This window comes from Limosilactobacillus gastricus PS3 (assembly GCF_000247775.1).
Lineage (GTDB): Bacteria > Bacillota > Bacilli > Lactobacillales > Lactobacillaceae > Limosilactobacillus > Limosilactobacillus gastricus_A.
Genome location: NZ_AICN01000036.1, coordinates 15,891 through 38,591 on the forward strand (window position 1 = coordinate 15,891; position 22,701 = coordinate 38,591).

Annotated in this window: 25 protein-coding genes; 2 read left to right on the plus strand and 23 right to left on the minus strand. The window is 39.3% G+C overall.

Translation table 11 applies throughout. The features are described from left to right. Positions 1-3: 3 nt before the first annotated feature. The 18 genes from PS3_RS09830 to PS3_RS04540 all read right to left on the minus strand — a co-directional run bounded on the left by PS3_RS09830 (position 4) and on the right by PS3_RS04540 (position 18,195). The gene (locus PS3_RS09830; protein WP_050950834.1) at positions 4-5,718 is read right to left on the minus strand and encodes a phage tail tape measure protein; all 5,715 of its coding nucleotides are present in this window, start codon (positions 5,716-5,718) and stop codon (positions 4-6) included. 27 nt (positions 5,719-5,745) lie between these two features. Then, positions 5,746-5,898, minus strand: a complete 153-nt coding sequence (locus PS3_RS10450; RefSeq protein ID WP_176662252.1) for a hypothetical protein — start codon at positions 5,896-5,898, stop codon at positions 5,746-5,748. Positions 5,899-5,936: 38 nt separating this feature from the next. Beyond that, positions 5,937-6,362, minus strand: coding sequence for a hypothetical protein (locus PS3_RS04465; protein WP_040468137.1), 426 nt, complete (start codon positions 6,360-6,362; stop codon positions 5,937-5,939). Positions 6,363-6,455: 93 nt separating this feature from the next. Further along, positions 6,456-7,190, minus strand: a complete 735-nt coding sequence (locus PS3_RS04470) for a phage tail protein (protein ID WP_007122183.1) — start codon at positions 7,188-7,190, stop codon at positions 6,456-6,458. Between the two features lie 5 nt (positions 7,191-7,195). Further along, positions 7,196-7,579 carry a DUF806 family protein gene (locus PS3_RS04475; RefSeq protein ID WP_040468138.1) on the minus strand — a complete coding sequence of 128 codons (384 nt, stop codon included), beginning with the start codon at positions 7,577-7,579 and terminating at the stop codon, positions 7,196-7,198. After that, positions 7,579-7,917 (minus strand): hypothetical protein, encoded by a 339-nt coding sequence (locus PS3_RS04480; RefSeq protein ID WP_040468139.1) that lies wholly within the window; start codon positions 7,915-7,917, stop codon positions 7,579-7,581. The genes PS3_RS04475 and PS3_RS04480 overlap by 1 nt, the downstream gene beginning before the upstream one ends. Positions 7,918-8,027: 110 nt before the next feature. After that, positions 8,028-8,381: a phage head closure protein gene (locus PS3_RS04485; RefSeq protein WP_040468141.1), complete on the minus strand. Its 354-nt coding sequence runs from the start codon at positions 8,379-8,381 to the stop codon at positions 8,028-8,030. After that, positions 8,338-8,730: a head-tail connector protein gene (locus tag PS3_RS04490; RefSeq protein WP_050950835.1), complete on the minus strand. Its 393-nt coding sequence runs from the start codon at positions 8,728-8,730 to the stop codon at positions 8,338-8,340. The genes PS3_RS04485 and PS3_RS04490 overlap by 44 nt, the downstream gene beginning before the upstream one ends. 221 nt (positions 8,731-8,951) lie before the next feature. After that, positions 8,952-10,082 carry a phage major capsid protein gene (locus PS3_RS04495; RefSeq protein WP_007122184.1) on the minus strand — a complete coding sequence of 377 codons (1,131 nt, stop codon included), beginning with the start codon at positions 10,080-10,082 and terminating at the stop codon, positions 8,952-8,954. A 1-nt stretch (position 10,083) separates the two neighbouring features. Continuing rightward, positions 10,084-10,857 (minus strand): head maturation protease, ClpP-related, encoded by a 774-nt coding sequence (locus PS3_RS04500; protein ID WP_100207287.1) that lies wholly within the window; start codon positions 10,855-10,857, stop codon positions 10,084-10,086. Then, positions 10,802-11,428 carry a phage portal protein gene (locus PS3_RS10765; RefSeq protein WP_050950836.1) on the minus strand — a complete coding sequence of 209 codons (627 nt, stop codon included), beginning with the start codon at positions 11,426-11,428 and terminating at the stop codon, positions 10,802-10,804. The genes PS3_RS04500 and PS3_RS10765 overlap by 56 nt, the downstream gene beginning before the upstream one ends. 13 nt (positions 11,429-11,441) lie before the next feature. Continuing rightward, positions 11,442-12,101: a phage portal protein gene (locus PS3_RS10770; RefSeq protein ID WP_050950837.1), complete on the minus strand. Its 660-nt coding sequence runs from the start codon at positions 12,099-12,101 to the stop codon at positions 11,442-11,444. A 24-nt stretch (positions 12,102-12,125) separates the two neighbouring features. After that, positions 12,126-13,475 (minus strand): terminase large subunit, encoded by a 1,350-nt coding sequence (locus PS3_RS04510; protein WP_040468145.1) that lies wholly within the window; start codon positions 13,473-13,475, stop codon positions 12,126-12,128. Between the two features lie 235 nt (positions 13,476-13,710). Beyond that, positions 13,711-14,175, minus strand: a complete 465-nt coding sequence (locus tag PS3_RS04515; protein ID WP_040468146.1) for a terminase large subunit domain-containing protein — start codon at positions 14,173-14,175, stop codon at positions 13,711-13,713. Further along, on the minus strand, positions 14,159-14,620 hold the full coding sequence (locus PS3_RS04520; protein WP_040468148.1) for a phage terminase small subunit P27 family: 462 nt from the start codon (positions 14,618-14,620) through the stop codon (positions 14,159-14,161). Before PS3_RS04520 ends, PS3_RS04515 begins: the two co-directional genes overlap by 17 nt. A gap of 308 nt (positions 14,621-14,928) precedes the next feature. Next, positions 14,929-15,192, minus strand: coding sequence for an HNH endonuclease signature motif containing protein (locus PS3_RS10100; protein ID WP_235719985.1), 264 nt, complete (start codon positions 15,190-15,192; stop codon positions 14,929-14,931). Between the two features lie 281 nt (positions 15,193-15,473). After that, positions 15,474-17,444 (minus strand): Cna B-type domain-containing protein, encoded by a 1,971-nt coding sequence (locus PS3_RS10455; RefSeq protein WP_176662253.1) that lies wholly within the window; start codon positions 17,442-17,444, stop codon positions 15,474-15,476. 553 nt (positions 17,445-17,997) lie between these two features. After that, positions 17,998-18,195: a hypothetical protein gene (locus PS3_RS04540; protein WP_040468151.1), complete on the minus strand. Its 198-nt coding sequence runs from the start codon at positions 18,193-18,195 to the stop codon at positions 17,998-18,000. 217 nt (positions 18,196-18,412) lie between these two features. On the opposite strand from PS3_RS04540, the gene PS3_RS10105 reads away from it, so the two are divergent. Next, positions 18,413-18,787: a zinc ribbon domain-containing protein gene (locus PS3_RS10105; RefSeq protein ID WP_081478390.1), complete on the plus strand. Its 375-nt coding sequence runs from the start codon at positions 18,413-18,415 to the stop codon at positions 18,785-18,787. 22 nt (positions 18,788-18,809) lie between these two features. Then, positions 18,810-19,466: a hypothetical protein gene (locus PS3_RS04550; protein ID WP_040468153.1), complete on the plus strand. Its 657-nt coding sequence runs from the start codon at positions 18,810-18,812 to the stop codon at positions 19,464-19,466. A gap of 159 nt (positions 19,467-19,625) precedes the next feature. On the opposite strand, the gene PS3_RS04555 is transcribed toward PS3_RS04550, so the two are convergent. The 5 genes from PS3_RS04555 to PS3_RS04575 form a co-directional block, all read right to left on the minus strand. Next, positions 19,626-20,054, minus strand: a complete 429-nt coding sequence (locus PS3_RS04555; protein ID WP_040468155.1) for a hypothetical protein — start codon at positions 20,052-20,054, stop codon at positions 19,626-19,628. 903 nt (positions 20,055-20,957) lie between these two features. Continuing rightward, complete coding sequence (locus tag PS3_RS04560; protein WP_040468157.1) at positions 20,958-21,422, minus strand: ArpU family phage packaging/lysis transcriptional regulator; 465 nt, start codon at positions 21,420-21,422, stop codon at positions 20,958-20,960. Beyond that, on the minus strand, positions 21,395-21,670 hold the full coding sequence (locus tag PS3_RS10460; RefSeq protein ID WP_040468158.1) for a hypothetical protein: 276 nt from the start codon (positions 21,668-21,670) through the stop codon (positions 21,395-21,397). Before PS3_RS10460 ends, PS3_RS04560 begins: the two co-directional genes overlap by 28 nt. A gap of 46 nt (positions 21,671-21,716) precedes the next feature. Next, positions 21,717-21,929 (minus strand): hypothetical protein, encoded by a 213-nt coding sequence (locus PS3_RS04570; RefSeq protein ID WP_141566738.1) that lies wholly within the window; start codon positions 21,927-21,929, stop codon positions 21,717-21,719. A gap of 265 nt (positions 21,930-22,194) precedes the next feature. Next, positions 22,195-22,590 carry a hypothetical protein gene (locus PS3_RS04575; protein WP_141566739.1) on the minus strand — a complete coding sequence of 132 codons (396 nt, stop codon included), beginning with the start codon at positions 22,588-22,590 and terminating at the stop codon, positions 22,195-22,197. Positions 22,591-22,701: the final 111 nt, after the last annotated feature.

A 22,701-nucleotide genomic window follows, 5' to 3' on the forward strand; every position in this document is an offset into this window, starting at 1 on the left:
CCTTTACAAACCGAATTGTTTCATTCGTATATTTCTGGCCTGTTTTCGATTAAATGCATCCGAATCAAAAACTCCTTGATCCTTAATAGCTTGAATTTGCTCGCCTGCTAATCCAGCAATTGAGGCCAAAACATTTAAAATTTGATCTAAGCGGTTAACAATCCCCGCCGTTTGAGGATTTTTGTCAGAAGATGTTCTACTAAACTCTTTAAATTTCCATCCATCCTCTTGAGCCATTTGAGCCGTCATTTCGCCTAATAATTGGTAAGCCCGTGGGCGTTTGTTCATATCCATAGGAATAATGTATTCTGGAAGATTTCCTTCAGCAACTTCGTACATCCCATGATATTGGACACGACCACCATTAGCCCAACCATGTCCATTCCCAACATTGCTCCATCCGCCTTCACCACCGTGATCCAATGCGTTAATCGCTGCAAGTATTTGATCAAATCCTGACCAAATATTGGTATGACCTGACACTGCCCACGTTGAAAAGGTTTGTGGAATAAATTGCAATAATCCCTTGGCCGGATTACCATTCCTTGAATTTACATCTGAGATGTGTTGAGTAATCTTTTCATTACCATTGGATTCTGTCTTGATTTGGCGCAAAAGCTTCTGAACCTTATACGCTTCTGCAGTTTTGTGCAGATAATGGAAAGCCGATTTAATAACTGGAGTCCAATCACCATTAATTGGCTCTTTAATGATCCCCAATAAATCCTTCAATACGTTAGCAATACCTTGGGAAAAAGCAATCGCCGAAGCTTTACCTAACTTAGCAACAACATCGATGTTTGAATCCCAATTGGTATATTTAAGCATCAATCCTTTAGCGGCCTTCTTCGGATTACTAATAAAGGCCTGGGAAATAATATCTTGTTCCTTTTCAGATAGAGACCCATCAGCATAATGATATATGCCAGCTTCATTCATAACCTGCTTTGTTTGTTCACCGCTTAATACCTGCGTTCCAGCAGGTGCATTAGGGATCAGCACGTTACGACTATTAAACATTGTCCAAGGCTGACCAGGGAATTTAACTAATTCTTTCCAGCTAGGTCGAACACTATCATTGACGATCATGTGTCCACCTGGATGACCTCCTTGAGTCCCATTAGCGTACCTGATAGTGGTCAGTTTCTTGTCCCCGCCAAAATCACTAATAACGGAATTAATACCCTTAATCCCATTGTTTAGCTTATCAATGATCTTATTCATTGAACTTTCAGCATACTTAGGCAGTTTGTTAAATCCATCTTTGAATGATTGGTCAATATCAGAAACCCAATCTCTCCAATCATCTAAGAAATCGCCCTCAAAGTTTGTTGCAATTTTTCCAAGATCAGAAAGTTCACCCTTAATAGTTGAACGGACCTTTTTCATCCCGTTCGTAATTGGTTTATCTAATTTATTCCAATTGTTCTTCCAGTTTTTCGTAAATGCCCGACCAAAGTCCCTTAATTGTGATGTCATCACAGACATCAGGCCTTTAAAAGCCTTGGTTAAACCCTTGGAGTCAGTGCTAGCAATCGCACTAAAGGCAATTTTAGCTTGTGATGCTAACAGTTGGCCCCATTTGCTCTTCCGAGAATCACGTTCTAGCTTCTTTATTGCTGATCGTAAAGAGGCAAAACTATTTTTACCAGTAGTAAGACTTTTTACGGCCTTCTGGGTAACATTAAAGCTCCGACTAACGCTTCGCATTGGGGATGACAGTTTCTTCCAGCCCTTAACCGAATCATTTACTGCTTTATCTAAGGCACCTAATTCAATGTTTATCTTGGATTTTTTAATATCCTTTGCTAATTTCTTGAAATAGTAGCCTAACTTAGTGTTTTTCATATTATTCTGAAGGCTCTTAAGCCCTGAATTTAGAACATTAACACCATTTTTACCAGTAAGATTCTTCGTTGATTTTTCAACATCCTTAATGGATGTTTTAAATGTATCAAAAGCTTTAGCAATATCCTTAATTGGTGATGAAAGCTTTTTCCACTTATCAATAGATTTGGAAAGCCGATTATTCATCCCATTAAGTTGCTTGGTTGGATCATCCTTCTTGATGGCATCCTTCAACTTCTTCAATGACCCAGTATAAGCTTTAATGGCCGAGTTCATTGACTTTACATTAGCAATATCTGTCTTTGAATAATGATTCCCACCAAGCGATTTAACCGTTTTCTTCGTTGTCTTGGTCTTAGAATCATCGTCATCATCCTTAGATGAACTCTTAGCTTGGCTATTAGTCTTCCAACCTTTTCCAGAAAAGAAGTTGGACGCCTTTTGCCAAGTATCTTTAGCGGTTTTAACCCAACTATCAACTGATTTTTGAGCACCTTTCTGCCAGCTCTTAAAAGCACCGCTCCAATCTCCTTGCATGGCCTGAATAAATCCTTGTTTGAACTTAGAAGCTCCAGGCTTAACGCTCAGTTCAAACGCGGCCAATAACGGATTATACAGTTTGAAGACTTCATTGAAGCCCTCCAGTGATGCTTTAGCAGCACCACTCCAATCTCCCTTAAGTAGATCTTTGGCACTAAGTTTAAACTTGCTAAATGCTTTGCCAAAATGGGATCCGGCATAGCCACCAATTAGCCTTCCGATTTGGCCGCTAATTGCAGCTCCAGCTGGGCCACCAAAATAAGCACCAATTCCGGTGCCAATTAAGGCTCCTATCCCCTTTCCAACATTTTTAGCCCGATCTTTCTTTTTAGTAATTGCCTTAAAGATGTCAACACCTGCCATAGCAACGTTAAGGCCAATTCCAAGCCAACCAGCTGCTTTAGCCCCAGTTGACTTCATGAACGATTTAAGGCCAGAGGAGCCTGGTGTGGTAAATAGCTTGGTTAGGCCAATTTTGCCAAACCCTTTCTTAAAGGCACCAGCCATCTTAGAGCCAAGCCCGCCGAAAATATCTAAACCAATTGCGGACAAACCGGTTGGATCAAGTAAAGTTATCCACGAAAGGCCCTTTTTAAATCCCCTTCGCCATTTGCCCCCAGCCTTCACGCCTGATTCCGCAATTTGGGCTTTACTTGTCCCCTTAGCCACTGACTCTTCAATCGTACTTGTGGTTGCTTTTTCATGTTGAGTCGGTTGTACTACCATTGTTCGCTGTGTAGCAGCTTGTTCAATGCCAGCAACAGGGTTAGTTTTCTTAGAATCTGATTTGGTAGACTTTGAGGTCGTTGAAGCTGGTAAAGTAGCATTCTCCTTACCAATCTGATCTGAAGAATATATTCCACTTTTCTGTGCTTGTTGTTCACTAAGCCCTAATGAGGTTTGCTGCAAGTCAATGAATTTTTGCAGAAGCCTATTATTTTCGGTCAGTGGAGTTTTGTCTTTCTTAAAGACACCATGAATGTCTTTGGCAACAGACCTAACTCCTGATAGTAGTCCGTGTCCAATCTTAAAGACAGCAGTAATCCCGACCAACGCTCCCGCAATTCCACCGATTATTTTAGGTGCATCCTTAGCTTTTCCCAGTCCAGTCACTTTACTAATGAAAGAGACTGCGCTGGCCATCCATTTAACACCGGTACCTACAACGTCTCCAACAGCCATCAATCCAGAAGCAAAACCACCAAGAAATTCAAGAATCGAGCCAGCATTATCAGCAATTACCGAGCCAATCCCCTTAATATCTTTAGTCAGTTGTCCTACTTGAGATTTGCCAGAGGACGAGCTTGCCCATTTGCTAATTGCATCCGCTACTTTATTCACTTGCGGAAGCAAGACCGAACCAATATTAATTCCTAACGCTTCAAATTGACGTTTCAGAATATCCAATTGCATTTTGGTCGTTTGCATATTCTTCTTTGCAAGCTTCTCAACGTAGTTGTCCTTGTAGGCTTTCTTAACCTTATTGTCAACTTCTTCAAGCGCTTTCAGATTGTCAGACAGTATAATCGCCGAATTTTGACCAGTTTGACCAAAAATCTTGTTAAAAGCTTCCAACCGTTCAGATTTTGGAATAGCATCATTTAACTTTTTGAAGATGTCCTGAAGTGGTATCAGCTTACCAGATTTATCCTTGAATTCATCAATTGCAAGATTATATTTATTTAATGTTTCAATTCCCGTGGAAGTGGGCGCTGCCAATCGAGAAACGATCCGTTGTAAACCCGTACCAGCTTGGGTGGATTCCAACCCATTATTGGACAGGACACCTAGCGCGGCCGCTGTTTCGTGCAGAGTAATCCCTGATGCACTAGCGGTCGAGCCAGCATAGGTCATGGCATCCCCGATGTCTTTAAATGATGTGGACGTTGCATCCGCTGCCATTGCTAACTCATTGGCAACCTTAGCGGTATTCTTCATTTGTTCACTAACATCATCAGACTTCATACCAAACGATTCAAGCGTCGAAGTAGTGACCTTAATCGTATCATCAAAGCTATCACCAGAAGCCCGGGCCGCTTGAATAATTGGGGTCATTGATCCAATTGCTTGCTTTGTAGTATAACCACGCTTAACTAACGTTTCATACCCATCAGCGATCGTTTGCTGACTTTCCCCATACTTTAGCGAAATGTCCCTTGCTTGGTTTTGCATCTCGGCAACTTTTTTAGTAACCTCAGTCTGCTTTTCACCACCAGTAACTGCCAAGTTATTGATTTCAGTGTACCGTTGTTGAAGATTTGCAGCCATCTTTACGGAACCACTAACGGCAGCAGTGAGCCCCACTCCAGCGGCTGTGACTGAAATGATTCCCGCCTTAGCATTGCTTGCCCATGCTCGGACGTTTTTTGTTGATTCCGCCAATCGTCGGTTAACCGTATTTAAGGTCGCATTAACGCGCGTGAATCCACCAGGGTTAACCCGCTTTAACTCTGTAGTTACCTCTGCTAATCGCGCCTTAGTTGTGTTAGCCTTTGAAGCTTGATCTCCAAGGACCTTTGTGCTCTTACGAATGTCATTAGTTAATTGGCCTTGCTTAGTACTGAGTGAGGCAATTTCTGATGAAAGACGATTATATGAATTTCGTAGGTCCTTAGCCCTCGAACTGGCACTTCCATTAGCCGCAACTTCGTCAGATAGAGCCGCTTTTGCTTGTTTCCGAGCAGTATTAAGGTGCTGTAGTCTCACTACTGTTTGATTATATTCAATTTGCTGTTTATGAATATAGTTAACTAATGAATTACCACTTTGGATTTCTAAATTGAATTGATTAATTAGTTCCTTTTTTTGCGCTTGTAACAATTTAATGTTACCAACTTGTGAACGATATGAATTACCGTTAACCTTAGTAATTTCAGCATAGCTTCTGCTTACTCGATTAAGACTATCCGTCGCTTCTCGTGCTTCTTTAATTCCCGCAACATAAGTGGCACTAGCTCGTTGTGCATTTGCCATTTCAGACCGCAATTTATTCAATTGGGCATTATATGACTCAATTTTACGAGCATTATTAGCATATGCTCTCGCATCAGCTTCAGATAATTGGCCATTCTTATCACGCGTTTGGTTTAACTCATCATTCTTCTGCTTTAATTTTTGAATTGCCGCAGAGTAAGTGCCTATAATTCGTTCAGATTGTTGAACTTTATAATTATAAGCTGCTAAGGTTTGTCCGCCTTGGGCCAGTGCATCAAAGTTGGCTTTCATCGCCGTCTTCATTGCTTTGGCTTCAGCCTGAATAGTTCTTAGAGTTGTAGTAACTCCTCGATCACTCAAATTGACTTGAAATGTATATCCATCGATCGCAGACATTATTCCCCTCCTTTCTTCAAAAATTATTTAGGCTAATCCAGCACTTTGTGCAAGTAGCAACGGATCAATTGGTCGATCCTTTGGCGCCTTAGCTCTTTGAGCCGCAACATAATCACTCATTGAGGTCTCGTAGAATTGAGTTGGCATCACACCAAAGTTATACAGCACCTGCTGGGCCATATAATCTATATCCTCATTCATATTTTCTAAATCAGCAATTATTTGGCTTCTTCTTCTAAAGGGGTATCTTCATCTTCTGAAGCCGATTCAGCCATTGAGTTCATTGCACCTGACAATACACTCATAGTTGGAATTTGCATATCCAAGAAGTCATTAACAACCTTACTGTAGAAATTAAAGATTTCACTATAAGAGATATTTTCTAATTCTTCCTTTTCTTTCTTCGTGGTGAGGCTTAATAAGTTTGCGGTTTCCGCCATAACACATTCACTAATAATTGTTTCATAATCAGTGAGGTATACTGACTTGCCTTGTTCGGCTTGCTTTTGTTCATATTCTTCCATCTTTTTAAACAGCGAGCCCACACCTTCATTCAACTTTTTAATAGTTTTGAAAGAATCGATTACTTTAATTTCCCGACCAAATGCTGCTGCTCCTGCTGTAAAAGTTACACTTTTTGACATAATTTGATTTCCTTTCTTTTTAAAGTCTCACATTTATATTTTTCTCTGTTCGTCGCTTTCGGACTACATTAATTTGGTACTCATTTAGAATTGCTAGTGGGTATTTCCAGACCCTGTATCTGGATGCGTAGTCCCCCCACCTGCCAAAGTGGTCGTGGCCCCACTAAGCGCTGATGCAGAAGCACTTACATTACCAGGAGTTTTATCTTGGGAAGCACTTACTAATGTTTGACCAGGAGCTACCAGATCGAAGAAGGCATTCTTAGTAAACCCATTTTCAGCCGCATTCCCAAAAATAACTGGTGATTCATTAGGAAAGTGTGGGCATCCTAGTGCAGTGAACGTTAAGTTATCATCGTCACGTTGTTCTGCAGTATCAGTGTTCGTTTGAACGTTTTGACTTGCTTCGGTAAATTGGCCAATCCCAAATCCATAGAAGACTGACTTCCCGGTCGTTGGACTAGAAGATTCAATGATTAGTCCTGCCTTAGGAATGGTTTCCCCATCAACATAGGCCCCCTTCACGCTAGTTTCTACTCGTCCCAATAACCTCTGCTTAATAGTGAAGTTAATCGCGTTTGCATCAATTGCCACTGATGGGGCGGAAGGTGGATTAGACACGGCGACAACCACATTATTTCCAGCAATCTTGGTGACAGTACCAGACAAACCGGTAATATTAGCTGTCTTAAGACCCAAGTTCCCCTTATTTGCATCCGTATCAACTACATATACACCATCATCTGATAATCCATTAGTGCCGGTAAGTACCTTATTGTCAGATCCAACCAGCCAAACATAAATTCGTTTTAAACCGATATTTGCCATTAGATTTAATTCCTTTCATATTTCATATAGTTAAAGTGTAAAGTGTTGGTAATATTAAGATTATCTGGAGCCAGGATGTGCCCAGCATCAGAATAACATCGAATATTGTTATCATGTAGGAGCCCTTTAACCCTAGACTCTATCAATTCCATATCACCATCAAAATCTCTAGGATAGTAGAACTCAATCTGGATTCTACGTAAAGTTCCTAGAATATTATTGTTTCCATAATCATGTGATCCAGCAGCATTTTCAGAAACCACGACAATAGGCTTTCCATGATCAATAAGATCGTCATCAATCATAAAAGCACAGATGTTACTCTCTTCAATTCCTAATGACTCTGCATTGTCAGTTAACATACCGACGATATAAGCGGTTGGTGTCATTAATCGCCACCCCCGTTCGGGCTGAAGATCTTACGAGCCTTCTTCGTCATCTCTCGCTCCATCTCTTTGCTACTTTCTTCACCAACATTAGTAAAGAAGTCGTGCCATTCAGGTGGTTGAACTCGTCCATAAGGACCTCCATGCTGATTTTTCGACTCCCAGCCATCATTAAGTAAACGAGCAACATATGCCTTCTTACCTTTAGCCGAAAACCCAACATCAACTTGACCATTAGACTGATCATTACTTGATGTTAATGTTTCCGCTAAATGTTCCTGACCACTGATATAGTTATTACTTGACCTGTGTTGATCAAGAAAAGAGCGCATGTTCTTCATATAAACATCCGCTCCTGCTTTATTGATTCTTTTTTCTATTCTTAATTGTCAATCCATTAATATGCTCAGACAAAAATTTGTCTAAGCCGTTACTAAGAATTTCTCCACCGTCAGTCATGACTCACCTCCATATGACAGGTAATCAAGTCAAACCCATCTGGTGGCAGTCCATCATCATAAGCAATGGAATCAATCTTATAGATTTGATCCCCCCACTTAATCAGATAATCGCTTGTGACTTTTAAATCATGACGAATGAAGAAAACGATTGCGTCTCTAATACTCTGTCCAGCTAATGTGATCGCTTGTGATTGTGTCAAAGTATATTGCCCGGCCCATTTTGTAAATTTAGTGGTGTAGCTCTTCATGGCTTTTCCAGTATTAGGATTCCTCTTGCCGTTTTGTACTTCCTTTCCAAACTCAAGCATGATCTGCATTCGAGCTGGATTGAGATTTTTGACCATTTACGCTTTCTCCTTTCATCTGTTGTTCAAGTTGATAGCGATACTCATCTTTCATAGAGTTAATCAAATAAGATACTGCCATTGGCACTTCATAATATTGTGTATTCGAAACAGCTTCGCGATGCGCATAGAGATGCCCCGTTTCCATGATAACTAAAGTATTGAAAGTCTCATTATCATCATAAAAGGCATCAATCTGTTCGCCAATTTGTCCCATTACATCCGTACGAGCCGCCTTAATCAGGGTTTTAAGCAATTGATCATCTGCTGTCATTTCAATTCGAAGTGACTGCTTTACCATCGATAAAAAATTGTCTGAAACCGTCGTTTGAAGATCTTTAATTGACAATGGACTCACCTACTTCTATCCAACCAAAGCCAACAAATCACTCTTAGTTGCGTTTGATTGGTAACTAATACTATGAGCATCAAGGTAAGCTTTAATTTCTTGTACAGTATTTGCATCGGTAGGCTTTACATCGCCACTAGGATTGAATGATGAATCCCCGCTTACGTTGGGTTGCGGTTGACTAGTTGCTGAGGTTGTCGATCCGCTACCCGACGGGGAGTCTATTTTCCCGGCGTTACCTTTGCAAGCCGGAAAGCACTAGACAATTTGATTTGGTGATCAAACCATGCAGTAAGAACGAACTTTTCAATACCAGTGTCAACATCCTTGTCTTCATCATAAATGGTATTAATATCGTAGTTGTATTGACTATATGAGAAGTCCCCAACTACTGGCGTTGTGGCTGCATCTGTGAAAACAACAGGTTTCCCCAATACCGCTTCAGGTTGAGCACCATAAAGCGTGGTTGAGCCATTTGCTAATGTCTTAATAATCTTCAGATAATCCTTGTAAGCCATAACGATTGTGGCATTTTCACGATAATCTTCATGTAAGTCAGCAACAGCATTAGTGATAGCATCATATAAGTCCGATCCGCTCACACTCTTGATTCCAACAGATGCATCATAGAACGACATATGCTTTTCATTTTCCTTAGCAGGTGATTCCGCAAAAGCGACATTCCGTTCCTTACGAGTTACCCCATTAGTTAATTCATTTTCAACATAGGCAGCCAAATTGGCATCGGATCCTAATAACACGGTTTCAGAAAGGCCAACCTTAACCTTAAATTTATTCCGCGTAAATTGAACGGTATCACCTTTAGCTTGGATTTCCTTAGCGGTGTCACCATCTTGAATAAAACCATCATCATCCAGCGTGAATGATAACCGTGGAATTTCCAAATTAGTAATTTGAGTAACCGTGGAAATATCACGAAGTGGATTATGTTCTTGAGGGCCCGTGATAATGTTCGTAGAAACCGTTTTTGGAAGGAACTTGTTCCCACCAGTACTATCATTATCCCCTAGTGCTTGGTAGATAGAAGCAGGTACCGATTCCTTAGCCATCGTCTTCCGAACTAATTCAGCAAAGGCACTCTTGCGCTTTTCTTGTGGATCCATTTGGTTGCTTTCCTTAACCAAATTGTCCTTTTGCTTAGCTTCCTCCTTTGCCAATTGTGCATTAGCGATTTTAAAACGTTGTTGAACAGTGTCAACTACCTTTTGTTGAGCAGTAATATCCTCAGTTGAAATTTGAGGATTATTTAACATATCGTTTAATTTTTCATTGGCTTGTTGTAATTCATCACCAATGTTCATAGCATTACGTTTCATTTGATAAAAGTTCATATTATTGTTCTCCTTGTAATTGCTTTAATTGAGTAGTTACTAATTCACGTCGATTGAGTGTCTCTTCAATTAACGTTTGGCGTTGATCGTCAGTTAAGCCGTTTTTTCGTTTATCAACTTTTTCTGATGAATTCATAATTAATTGGTCAGGGACATTATGATAACGAGCCTTATATTTATCACTAATTGAAGCAGCCATTTTATTAGGCTCCATCACATTATCCGCTAGACCGTATTCCAAAGCTTCCTCTGCAGTTAACCAAGTTTCTTCGTCCATCATTTGCTTCAATGTCTCTTCATCCAGCTTATCGCCCGCCTTAGAAAGATAGGTAGTAATGCTAGACTTGGCAATTTGGTCTAAATCATCCGCTTGCTTTCTCAGTTCAGTTGCGTTACCAACCGCCATAGTCCATGGATTGTGAATCATCAACATCGCATTTTGAGGCATATAGATCCTATTACCGGCCATGGCAACCACACTAGCAATTGATGCTGCTAAGCCATCAACATAAACGTTAATAGTGGCCTGGTGTTGCTTTAACATATTATAGATTGCAATGCCTTCGAAGACTGATCCGCCGGGACTATTAATATGTAAATTAATAGTCTTGACGTCACCAACCGACTGTAACGCATCTCGAAAACCAGAGGCAGATGTATCCGAGTCGTCCCATTCATCCGTAACAATTTCCCCACCAATAAACATATCGGCCTGCTTATCAGTTAGTTGTTTGATTGTCAGCCACTTTGGCATTGTTGTCACTTTCTTCGTCATCCTCATTCTCACCTCCTTTCGCTGATAATGTTGTCGATGCAGTTGGATTTCGCTCTTCAGCTGTCAAACTCAACGGATAAAGATCACCAGTGATATGAAGGACATCCGCATTTGGTTCGCTAGAAGGCGGTAACTCTTCCAATTTACGCAAATCATTTGGTGTTGCAATTCCATTCCTAATCATCATTTGATAGAAATTAGTTCTAGCAGCCGTATCACCCCGCAGAAGCCCATTAAGATTAAATTTAAAATAACATCCTGCCTGCCGCTGATCCAACGTCAATAATTTTCGATTAATTTCGGACTCGTACTGTTTAACAATCGGCAATAAAGTCATTTGAACAAACTCTGTCATCTCTTGTTCAACAGTCCTTGTTGACTTCCCTCCAGTATCATTCAGGAAGGAAATGGGGATATTAAATGCATTTGCGATCTTCGTCTTTGTAATTCCATATGATGACGTCAGATCACTTGATTGGAAGTTTGATTGGAATCGCTCATATTCAAAACCTTTTTCTTGGACAACAGCACCGCCATTTTCTTTTATCATTTTCACAAAATCATTGATCATAGCTTGCCGCTTCTCAGGACTGACATTTCGGTCGTACTTTATAATGTACTGATTCTTTTTTATCCATCTCAGATAATGAGAAATCACGCACCGAATCATCAAATCGCAAAGTTCCACGTAAAACATCAAGTGGCGAGACTCCTAAAACTTCGCGTAATGGCGAAATATGCTTAATATGAATAATTTCCGTGTTGTACACGGTAAAATTCATGTCATCGGACGATACCCGATACCAAATCGAATCATCATCAATATTTCGCATCACTATCACACTACTTGGTCGAATTGGATACAAGCCAATTGGTTGACCTTTGGCATCTCGCTCAATGAAGGCATATGCATTCCCATCAAGATTTCTTGAAGTTTCAAGTTGTGAAAACAACTGAAAAGAAGTCATTGACGGATTAGCTTCATTCCTAAGTAGATCGCTAATCTGGTCAGTGACTTCTTCATACTGTTTATATTCATGAACTGGCAGGCTAGCGAGCGTGTTGGCTAACCTGGTAATAACGCTGAACACTTCTTCATTACGCATCATCATTTGTAAATGACCTGTATTGCCAATCGTCCCCATTCCTCCCAAGACTGATCCTGGTCCCGTTAAGGAAGTGCTTGGACTATTTGGACCTTGTCCAATTTTGAAAAATTTGCCTACGCTTTGCCAAAAACCCATCTATTCACCCCCTTTCCGGCTAATCTAGTTAAAGCTGATAAACATACTGGAATCATCATCTCCATAATCATAAGTTGGTTCGACCAACATATCGATCACTGAGACGTGAGCGTCTAACGCGGCCGCGAAGCCATCAATCTTACGATTTTTACTGGATTTTGTCGGCATCCAGTTATCATTTCGGTCGGTTACCAATTGAATGTTGTTCAGATACCACTTGAACATTGATTGTTCGTTAAATACCACTTTGCCGTCCAACAGTAATTCTTTAAAGTTTTGCATTGGCCCACCCAGTGTCCGGAAACCTTGTCGAACAATTTTAGTGATAAATCCGTACTCTTCTAATTTCCGATTAAGCATCAAAGCTTTAGCCGGATCATAGTTAATCTGGACGATATTAAAGTATTCAGATTGCTCTTTAAACCAATCCAAGACATAGGAGTGATCAACATAACTACCTGGAATGATCGTTATCTCGCCATTTTTCTCCCACATCTTGATTCGTTCTGGATTTTTATCTCGTTCATAGCGTTTTTCCGGGATCCAAGAGTGTTCCAGAACGAATACCCCACCATCATCAAGCGGAAATTCAAGGCAAGCGGAGGTGAAATCCTCTGTATCTGATAAGTCATAACCGCCAACGCAATCACGATCGTAAAGATCTTGAATTTCATAATGACCATTGTTTTTTGCTAGCGTTTCTGGATCAATAAAACTCATTTCACTGGTATCAGCAAAAATATTGAACTGTTTTGTAACCCAATCCGCATATTCACGAGGCGATCGGCGGTCCTTTTTAAAATCCATGATCAGATTGACAATATCCATTAAGCCAATGTTGGGATTGGCTTTCACCCAATTTCTTGGATCATCAATTTCTTTTTCATCATCAAGTGATGCAAGAAAGTAGAAGGTTTGTTCATTAACGTTGTCATCATAGTTGGTCAAGGTATCATGTCCCTGATCGATAAAGTCGATTAACGGGCCATCTAATACATAACCAGCCGTCGTAATATACACAATTAACGGCTGTTTACGCGTTCCCCGTGACCTTTTCATAACGTTAATCAGCGAATAATCTTCATATTCGTGAATTTCATCGAACACTCCGAAATGCAGATTTTCACCATCTTTATTATTCTTTTCAGCTGACATGGCTACAATCTTACCATTGTTATTACCACAACGGATTTCAGACCGGTTTGGTGTGAACCTTTCGGCTAGATAAGGCGATTTGGTAATCATATTGCGCGCTTCTTCATAAAGAATCGACGCTTGTTTTTGTGAATTAGCTAAAAAATAGACGTTTGGCCCATTTTCGCCGTCAAAACCACACATATAGTCGGCTATACCTGACTCTAAAGTTGTCTTCATTGTTCTTAACCATGAGCTTTTTATCTCATGCTCTGGAGGTCGCCCTCATTTTCATCAGTTGGTCAATTCCAACTCAGTTTAGCGTACATTTTCATCCGTCAAAGGATGCCAGCCACTCTTGCGAGAATTATATTTATTCATCTCGTACGCGTTACGGTGACAATCAGCCTTTCGCAATCTGATTGCTTACCTCGGTGTCTTCTGAAAAACAGGTTTCCACCGATTTTGGTCGGTTTTAAAACGGCGAGATAACTTTACCGTTTTTTCGTCCTAGAAATACCAAAGCTTCACGATATCGACGATATCCAGCCTCACGATTGACCCACCCAAAAATATTGCCAACAAAGAAATGCTGCCATGGTTGCAAAACCAAGTGATCATAATCACCTTTTGATGGTTTACATTTCTTTTCGATGAATCGGATCGGCCGATGAGCTTTCTCTTCGTCGAAGGCCCAAGGATAGTCTGGATCATTCTTAGACTTTTCGAGGTCTTTTAAGTGACGTTCACAGGCTAATTTAACCCATTTACTAGCCATCACGGATCCTTCTACCACTGCTTGAGCGTAATAGGTAGTTAGCAAAACTGGAGATGGATTATCCAGGATATGAGCTTGCTCCTTCTCGTTTTTAATGTAAGATTTAGCCCATTCAACAATCCCAGCATAATCCATCTCCAGTGGATTAGAAGTCGTCGTCATCAGTAGCCTCTTCCCTCATATTGATTGCTAAAGAAGCACGAGCGGCAGGTGATAACCCCAAATCCTTAACCAGACGCTGCATAGCTTGACTGATTGACAGCTTCAGCTTGATGTCTGGATTGGTTCGGCCATCTTGAGATCGTCCATACTTCTTTAAACGGTTGTTACAAGCCTTATATTCGCCCAGTAGGTCGCAATATTGAGCTAAAGTGTTAGTATCGGCTTCGGTCAGGAGTTCGGTCTCACCAAAAAGCCCCACAATTCGTTTAAACTCTTTTTTTGCACCCATGGACAACCAGGCTGGAGGTTCCATGTTACCAGCTGAAATTTTCAACTTATCTTCATTCCGCTTCCGTCGTTCAATTTCGCGTCGGCCCAATTTCCCAGGATCCTCTGTATAGCCATTTACCACTCGCAAAAGTGCATTTTTCGCTGTCTGTGGCAATTCTCGTCACCCCTTTCTCGAAAAAATTTAAATTTTTAGTTGACTTTCATAAAAGCCAGGTCGATAATAATCGTGAAAAGAAATCAAACTAGGCCTCCCGATAAGGAGGCCTTTTTTAGTACCCAGATTTCGTAATTTTTTTGATTCCAAAATCGGTTTTTTTATACAGGAAGGCTCATCACCGCTCCCACGACATTTTCATAACTCCGTTTTTAAAGGTAGGGGGGGTATTCTTTCGAGTGCAAAAATCAATGTAGCTCCCCACCCATCCCATTATCCATATAATTTGCAGGCTGCACCTAGACCATCTACCAGATTTCTTCATTACGTTTGATTCGGATCATATCCGGACGACGAGACAATGTTTGCTTCATTCGTTTGGCACGTAACGACATAGCCCGTTCTGTATGTTCTGCATTATGACATGAGGCACAAATCGTTTCGAGATTATCTAGTTCTAAAGCTTTCTTACTATCATATCTAACCGGAATTATGTGATGAACAATTGTTGCTGGCGTAATTCTTCCTTGTCTCTTACATTTTTGACATATGTATGCATCTCGATGCAACACTAACTCACGAACTGTACGCCATTGGTCACTTTTATAGAATTTATTATTATTTGTCTCATATTTTCTTCTCAAGCTATTATTACCTTCCGAAATACGGGGATATTACATAAAGATATTTAGTTTCTCTTAATGCCATATCTCCACGGTATCAATATACCATGATAATACATCCGGCTTTTATCAATTTTTTATCAGTTTTTGCTATCAGGTATGGCGTCCATTAAAAATAAGCATAACAAAAAGGCGGATTCATCATCCGCCTTCCACATTTGGCCCTTATATTAATAGTGTAAAACTATGAATACTAAGCTAAAGGTTACCAAAAGAGCCAACAGGCCAAGTACTATCATCTCTACAGATGAAGCATTCCCCGTTTGGGGCAACCTATTAGTATCATTATTAACATTATTTTCTTGTACATACTTTGGAGTATTCTGATTTCCACCGTTTGGAGTCTGTGGAGTTTCAGGAATTACTGGGATATGTGTATTAATAATGTCATAACCACTGATCTCTGTTGTGTATCCATCCACGGCCGCTTCACTTACCGTATAAGTAATCTTCTTCCCGTTGGCGTATTCTGGCAAGTTGTCAAAACTGTACTTCCAGTTATCACTGGCCGTTACCGTCTTGGAGGCAACTTGTGTCCCGTCTGCCAAGAGGTTTACCGTGATGGCTCCTGGTCGAATCCCGTCTTGATTATTATTATCATTCCAGGCCTTCGTCCCTGCAACAGATGTCTTTGCAAGCTTATCAACTACTTTTGCAGTTGCCCCTTGCGAATTAAAGTCCTTTGGTGTTACAACCACAGTATCTGCCAATTGATATCCTTCAGGAGCAGAAGTTTCCTTCAATTCATAATTGTCACGCAGCAATCCGTAAATAGTGCCCTTACCAGTAGAATCTGTTGTGATAGTTCCTACAATCTCTCCAGTTGACTGACGAACCACATTAAAAGTAGCGCCAGCCAATGGGTTACCAGATTCATCCGTTTTTAGAATTGACAAACTATAGTTATATCCGTTTGCTGTTCCATTAGCCTCTTGATAATACACAGTATTACTGTAATCAACTATTCTATGATTATTAGATGAGTAACTCGAAGAATTTTTTATCTGTTCTCCATTAACTAATTTGTATGATGGTTTTACTTTGTATCTAATAGCAAAGCCTTGAGTAATATTACCTAAGTTAACTGAAAAAGATGATCCATTAAATACTAGACTATATTTATCAGTCACATCTTTATAATTGGGCATTGTCCAATAGTTGTCCGAACTTATAAGCCATTTCCCTGTTGTAATTGAAATGCTGTCTTTCTCATAATCCACTCCAACAGAACGAAGAACATCTTTAATCACAACATTAGCACGATGAGAATTAGTTGTATTTATGACAATACGATAATTAATTTCATTTTTGTCATAATCAACCCACCCATATTTGTAGAAATCAATATTGGCATCGTCTTTACCGATTTTATACTTAATACCATCACTATCAATCGTAATAGTTTTTTCATTTACTAAAATGGTTGCAGGAAGAGTTGTATCCCTCTTTACCTTACTCGTATTAGCCATTACTTGCATGTTAATATGGCCAGAAATATCATTATGTGTATCGACATAGTTAGTGTATGTCATGGTTAATGTTCTTGCTGTCTTATTAATAATCGCATTTGCGACCACCGTAGACCCATCTGGAGCATACACATTAAATGATTGATCACGAGTGAAATCTAGCTTATCAGGGAGTGAGATAACAGTCGAATCCCCGTCTTTCGCTGAATCGGGAACTGAAAAATCAAAAGAAAATTCAGTTGTTCCTCCTCCAGAAATCTCCTTAGTTGATACTTTAGCATTAGTAACATTAACGTCAACTAGGGATCCTCTAGAAGCGGTAACCTTAGATTCAGATAGCATTCTATCCAGCTGGTCTTCATCTGATTTCGTCGGTGCTCGAGGCTGCTCTTCTGTATTGGTTGTAGCACTAGTTGACAGTTGATCTTCTTTTACGAATTCATCCTTCTGACTAATAGAGTTAGAAGGATGAATCTGATCATTCTGCTGTTCATTTTCATTAATCGTACTCTGAACATTACTAGTCGACAAACTAGTTGCTGTAGACTGACCATTATCATTCACATCTGCCTTTGCAGTATTTGTGACAGCCAGAGAAGCACCAGAAAGAGCAACTAAAGCTAATCCCCACATCATAAACTTAGACCAATGGGAATTTGTCTTAGTTAACATAACCTAATCTCCTTTATAAATTTTGCAAATATGTTGGGAACTATCAGTCAACATATCGCAATTTAAGCATAACACATATAAGAAGATTAGGTGAATTTATCCTAAATTATTTTTCGCGTTATTTTCTAAAAATTCCATATTCATTAAGTTTATCAGTTCCGTATACTTGTACCTTTCTGATGCCAAACTATGTTCTGATGTTGAAGTTGGCGATAAATTAACTGGCGATCAGAACCATACGGATTGATCATTTGCCAATGTCTATCATTCTTCGCCTTTCTATAAACAATTGATTCAGATTGGTACAATTCCACGTAATACAAGCCATCACTGCCCTTATAAATTAAAGCGTCTGGTCGATTGTAGTCATGAGTGATGTTGAGATCACGCTTATTAGTTTGAATTACTTCATTAGCCATATTCAAATAATCATAATTAGATCTGTTTAATTCCCACTGCACCATAGGCAAACTTATAATTATCATTTCAATAATGAACAATATAATTTTCCTTACCATGCCTATTCTCATGACCTATTTCCAGCGTTGCAAAATCAAAAATTATATAATGGCAATTCAAAGCCGTGTTCTTTGAGAAACTTTACTGTATCTTTTTCTTTTCTAGTTGCGGGAATATACATAATTACTCCCTCTTTCGTAGTAAATACATGGTATTCCTTTGCTGTTGTCTTTAAATATGCAGGTACAGTGAGTACCCTTGATGTTGCTACAGTACGTAATTTAACGGTCATTTCGTGTTCCTCCAGTTAATTATTTAAGTATATTGTACATACATACTACACTCATTATGGAAAAGAGCAAGATTTAATGATCTGATATTCATCTTTTCGTCTGGTCTTAACAACCCTAACTTAAATCTTTCAATTTACCTATCATGAAAATTAATTTTCTGATATATTTACTTATAGAACATTTGACACATTCAAAAGTATGAGGAGGTAATATATTATGAAATATTGTCCTAATTGTGGCACTCTACTCAATGAGGGTGACAATGTATGTTCAAACTGTGGTTACATCTTGGTACTAAATGATAAAGATCCTGATCACTCAAAAGGAAATGGTGCCAAATATGATGCAATTCCGTCTTCACGATCGCATCCTTCAGAATACGAATCCTCATCTACTAACGATTCAGGAAATCCTTGGTGGGCTGTGCTAGGCTTTTTTATCCCATTAGTTGGGCTAATTCTTTTCCTGGTTTGGCGAACCTCTCAGCCTAATAATGCTAAATCTGCCGGATTTGGTGCTTTGATTAGTGTGGTTTGGGGAATTTGTATCGGAATCGTCTCTACAATTGCAGCAATGATAGCAGCAATCTAATCGTTAGTATGGAGGTATTGAAATGAACAATAACCTATGGTTTCAAAACAAAAAAGTATGGACATGGATCATAAGCATTTTGGCCGTCATTACCCTTTTAATTGGTCTATTTACCTATACTGGCATTCGTGGAATACGTAAATCCATCCATGACTCATCCGTCACTACAGGAACAATGACGACCACACAAAGTGGCGAAACAACGGATGCTAGAAATTCGGTAACATTGGGAGGAAAGTCATATAAGTATACAGAAAAGAAAACCTATAACGTTAATAATACTGACTCATCCTGGGCTGATTATGCTGACTTAACTGTTAAAAAGGTCACCCTATATCGGTTGGCAACTAGCCAAAAAATTAGTTACTCTAACGAATCAGGAAATACTATTGTTGTCTTTGATCTTTCAATAGCAGCTAAAAAAGATGTTAATCCATTATTAAGCATCTCAACCTTATCAGTTAATGGAAAACAAGCTGAAGCTGCATCCGTTGGTAGTAGTAGTTTTACCGGTGACATTAATTCTGGTGTAACAACAGATGGGTCGCTATATTATATCTTTGATAGCAATGATTCTCTTGATAATTTCACTAAAGGGCTCCGCTGGAAGGGGAAGATTTTCCCAGCGGACAGTAATGACAATAACACAAAAGAATATGATTTAACTCTTGATCTATAGCAATTAGGAAATATGATGAACTAATGTCCTAATTAGTTGTGGTCACTATATTTTTGAAAAGTTCATAAGAGCCGGGCAATGTTAACTCATTACCTGGCTCTTTTCATTATGGATTTAAGGCTAGTACTTTAAATTTACAAATTAATGCAGCGACTACAGCTACATACTGAAAATTCCCAATTCTCGAGCTAAATCCTCAAAAAAGTCTTGCCGAAGACGGTACGCTTTAGCTTGACTTACTGGGATCTCTTGCGCTTCACACATGTATTCAATTGAATGTGGATTCTTTCTAAAATACAATTCACTAATAATATGTTCGGTGACCTTACCACAATCATCTAGACAATTGTCCACGGCTTTTTTCTCACGTTTCAATGCATTTAGGCGCTCGTCTTCAGAGATTGTCACAATCATATTCAATCGTCTATTTTCTTCAGCGTTGGTTCGGGTACCCTTACTGCCGCCAACGTTATCATCTCTAATTGTTACCGGATGACGTAAGTCCGCTTCACGATCACGAATATACTGATCTAATCGTGGATAATCTTTTAAGATTTCAATAATCATGTGTTTAGTTGCTTTGCGCATAATACCCCTCCGATTTTTTACAAAAAGAAAAAGCCACCTTAATTAGGCGACTTAATGGTTTAATAGCAACGAGTACGTAAGGAATCGAACCTCACAATTTCTTTATTAGCAGAAGCTCTTTGCCAATCAATTTGGAAATAAACTTTCTCCCTCTTAGAAGCAATTAAAGAAATTCTCCAAGTTACTCTTTAACAAAATAAGAATACAGGAATCTTATTTCGTTAAGTTAATGGTGTGTAAGTGAGTAAAGTAATAATTTTAAAAGACCATTAACCTCCGGAATATGGTCATATACCATTTACCGAATATGTTTTAAATTAAACTCAATTAACTTAAAACAACGAAATTGTATCACACATTCATTCTAAATCAAGACCTTTCTTCATCGCACCAAATCATTTCATAACGCGAACGCCTTTCGAAGAGTCACAAGTCCTAATTTCACAAACTTCCCAATTTTTAAAAAGCCGTTATATCAACATTGAATGAACATCGCTAACCGGCGAAATACAACTTGATTTCACAATCAAAGTCACTTTAATTATGACCCTAGACGCTAGTTAATGACCAAGGCTGGAATCGAACCAACCACATACTGTTAGCACGTAGTTATGACTGTAGATTGATACAACACATTAGAACCTTTAGGAGATTATGTTTTCCCACAAACTATTCGATAATGTCATTTCTTCAGTATGTCTCCAAGTTGATCATATACCAGGGCAGGAGATCAATCTTACCCTGTTCAAGTAGGACGTGAAGTTAGGAAAACTCGTCCATACATACTAACCATCACGGCAAGCTCCAGAGCTCGCTAGGTTTGTGCCTCCAGATTGGCAATTAGTTTATCCCAATCCTTCAACTCTAACATTATATCGTTCATTTCATCCGGCATTGGTCCGGTTATTTTCCGGAAACAATCAAGCTTGGTAATTCCGCCTTTAACATAATAGACCAATAATCTAGCCTTTCAGCAAATTCACATAGCGCAGCATTTCGATGGTGATAGTATTGGGTTTTCTCAACACCCAGTTGATTCATAACTTGTTGATCATATAAATCATCAACATACCGTAGTCTTAAAAGTAATGCATGATCTGCCCTACAATGGGAGATAGCTGTATATATAGCCTTAACCTTTGTGGTGGCCATCTCAATCCTAAATACTCGTTCTTCCTGACCATTGGACTTGTATCTCGAATTTAGTTGTTCATCAAGCTGAGGGCTTCTTAAATCATACTTACTAATTCCACTCAACATCATCCAATGTTGAAAATCATTAACTAAGAACTGATGGGTCCGAACGGATGTTGCTTGACGATCAAAAGCTAAACTGATGTCTATCGGCTCTTGTTTAAGAATTCCCATTTCTTCACACTCTCACTATCCTTAATTTCTAAATATCGAATGAATTGGTAGCGGTCCTTATATAGTTTACCGCTATTTACTTTGGAAATAATAGTTCTAGGGCTGATCGAATGAGAATCTGTAAAGTAATGTTTCACCCCAATATCAACCACTTCACCAGTAATTTTATCAATCATTACAACCAATTTTTGGTTTCGACTTACTTCATGTTTAATTCGTTTCAGTTCCGGGTCTTCTCCAATTCTCAAATTCGTACTAGACTCCGCTACCCCTAATTCATTAGCTATCTCTTTATTAGTCCATCAATAACTCTTTCACACGTTGTCGATCAAACTTCGCATCAATTTGTACTGAACGTTCGCTTTTGCCTCGTTCACTCCCTAACGCTTTACGAAACATGACTACCTTTTTCCAGTCTTCACTATCATGACTAATTTGATCGACATCGCCATTGCAATGATCAAGAATGTCTTGAATGCCATATTTTTCCACATAATTCAATACCACCACCCCCTTTAGGCTTATTTATGAACGACTGTGATTCAACATAATCAGTATTTAGCCGCCATCAATCCATCATCTGTCCATAAACATGATTCAAACTCGCACTCTCTAACCATGTTAGAACCCCTTGTTCTGTGCTAACTAACTCATTATTTTCAATTACGCTAGCTTCTTGTTAATTAACAAAGACTCGTGCAGAAAAGGTCTCATTCTGAGCCGACTTAAGAATATCAATATCTCGACCGTTAATCTTAAGCGTTCTAATCATTTATTCAATAACTCCTTTCTTGGCTAGTCCATCAACTTGTTTAGCCATTCGTTTCACCTCAGATACCGCGAGGCTGTAGTTTCCGATTTCAGAGATTCCATCCGTGGTCAAACTAAAACCCAAGTATTGCCGGTCATCAAATAGACGACCATTAAATTGAATTGGTCCATGATGGTCTACCCCACCATAAACACTAATACTATCCTTTACAGACTTAGAAATCGTTGCATCCTTCTTCACTTCAACATAACCTTCATAATGATTCGCGTTCAAGCTGATCCGGCGACGGATGACTACAAAGCGACGTCCGTTAAAGGTGCCTTTAAGTGCCATTTGATCATTGCCATAGTTGATCTGACCCTCCTTTGACGTAGTTGAGAATCCCTTTTGTGTCATTTCCTTTTCGCCCCCTTAAATAACCCCATGCTATTTGTCGCTTAATGTCATTACTAACAAGCCATTTAATCATCCGCTTGTCTCGTCCAGTTAATGGATCGCATGATTTAC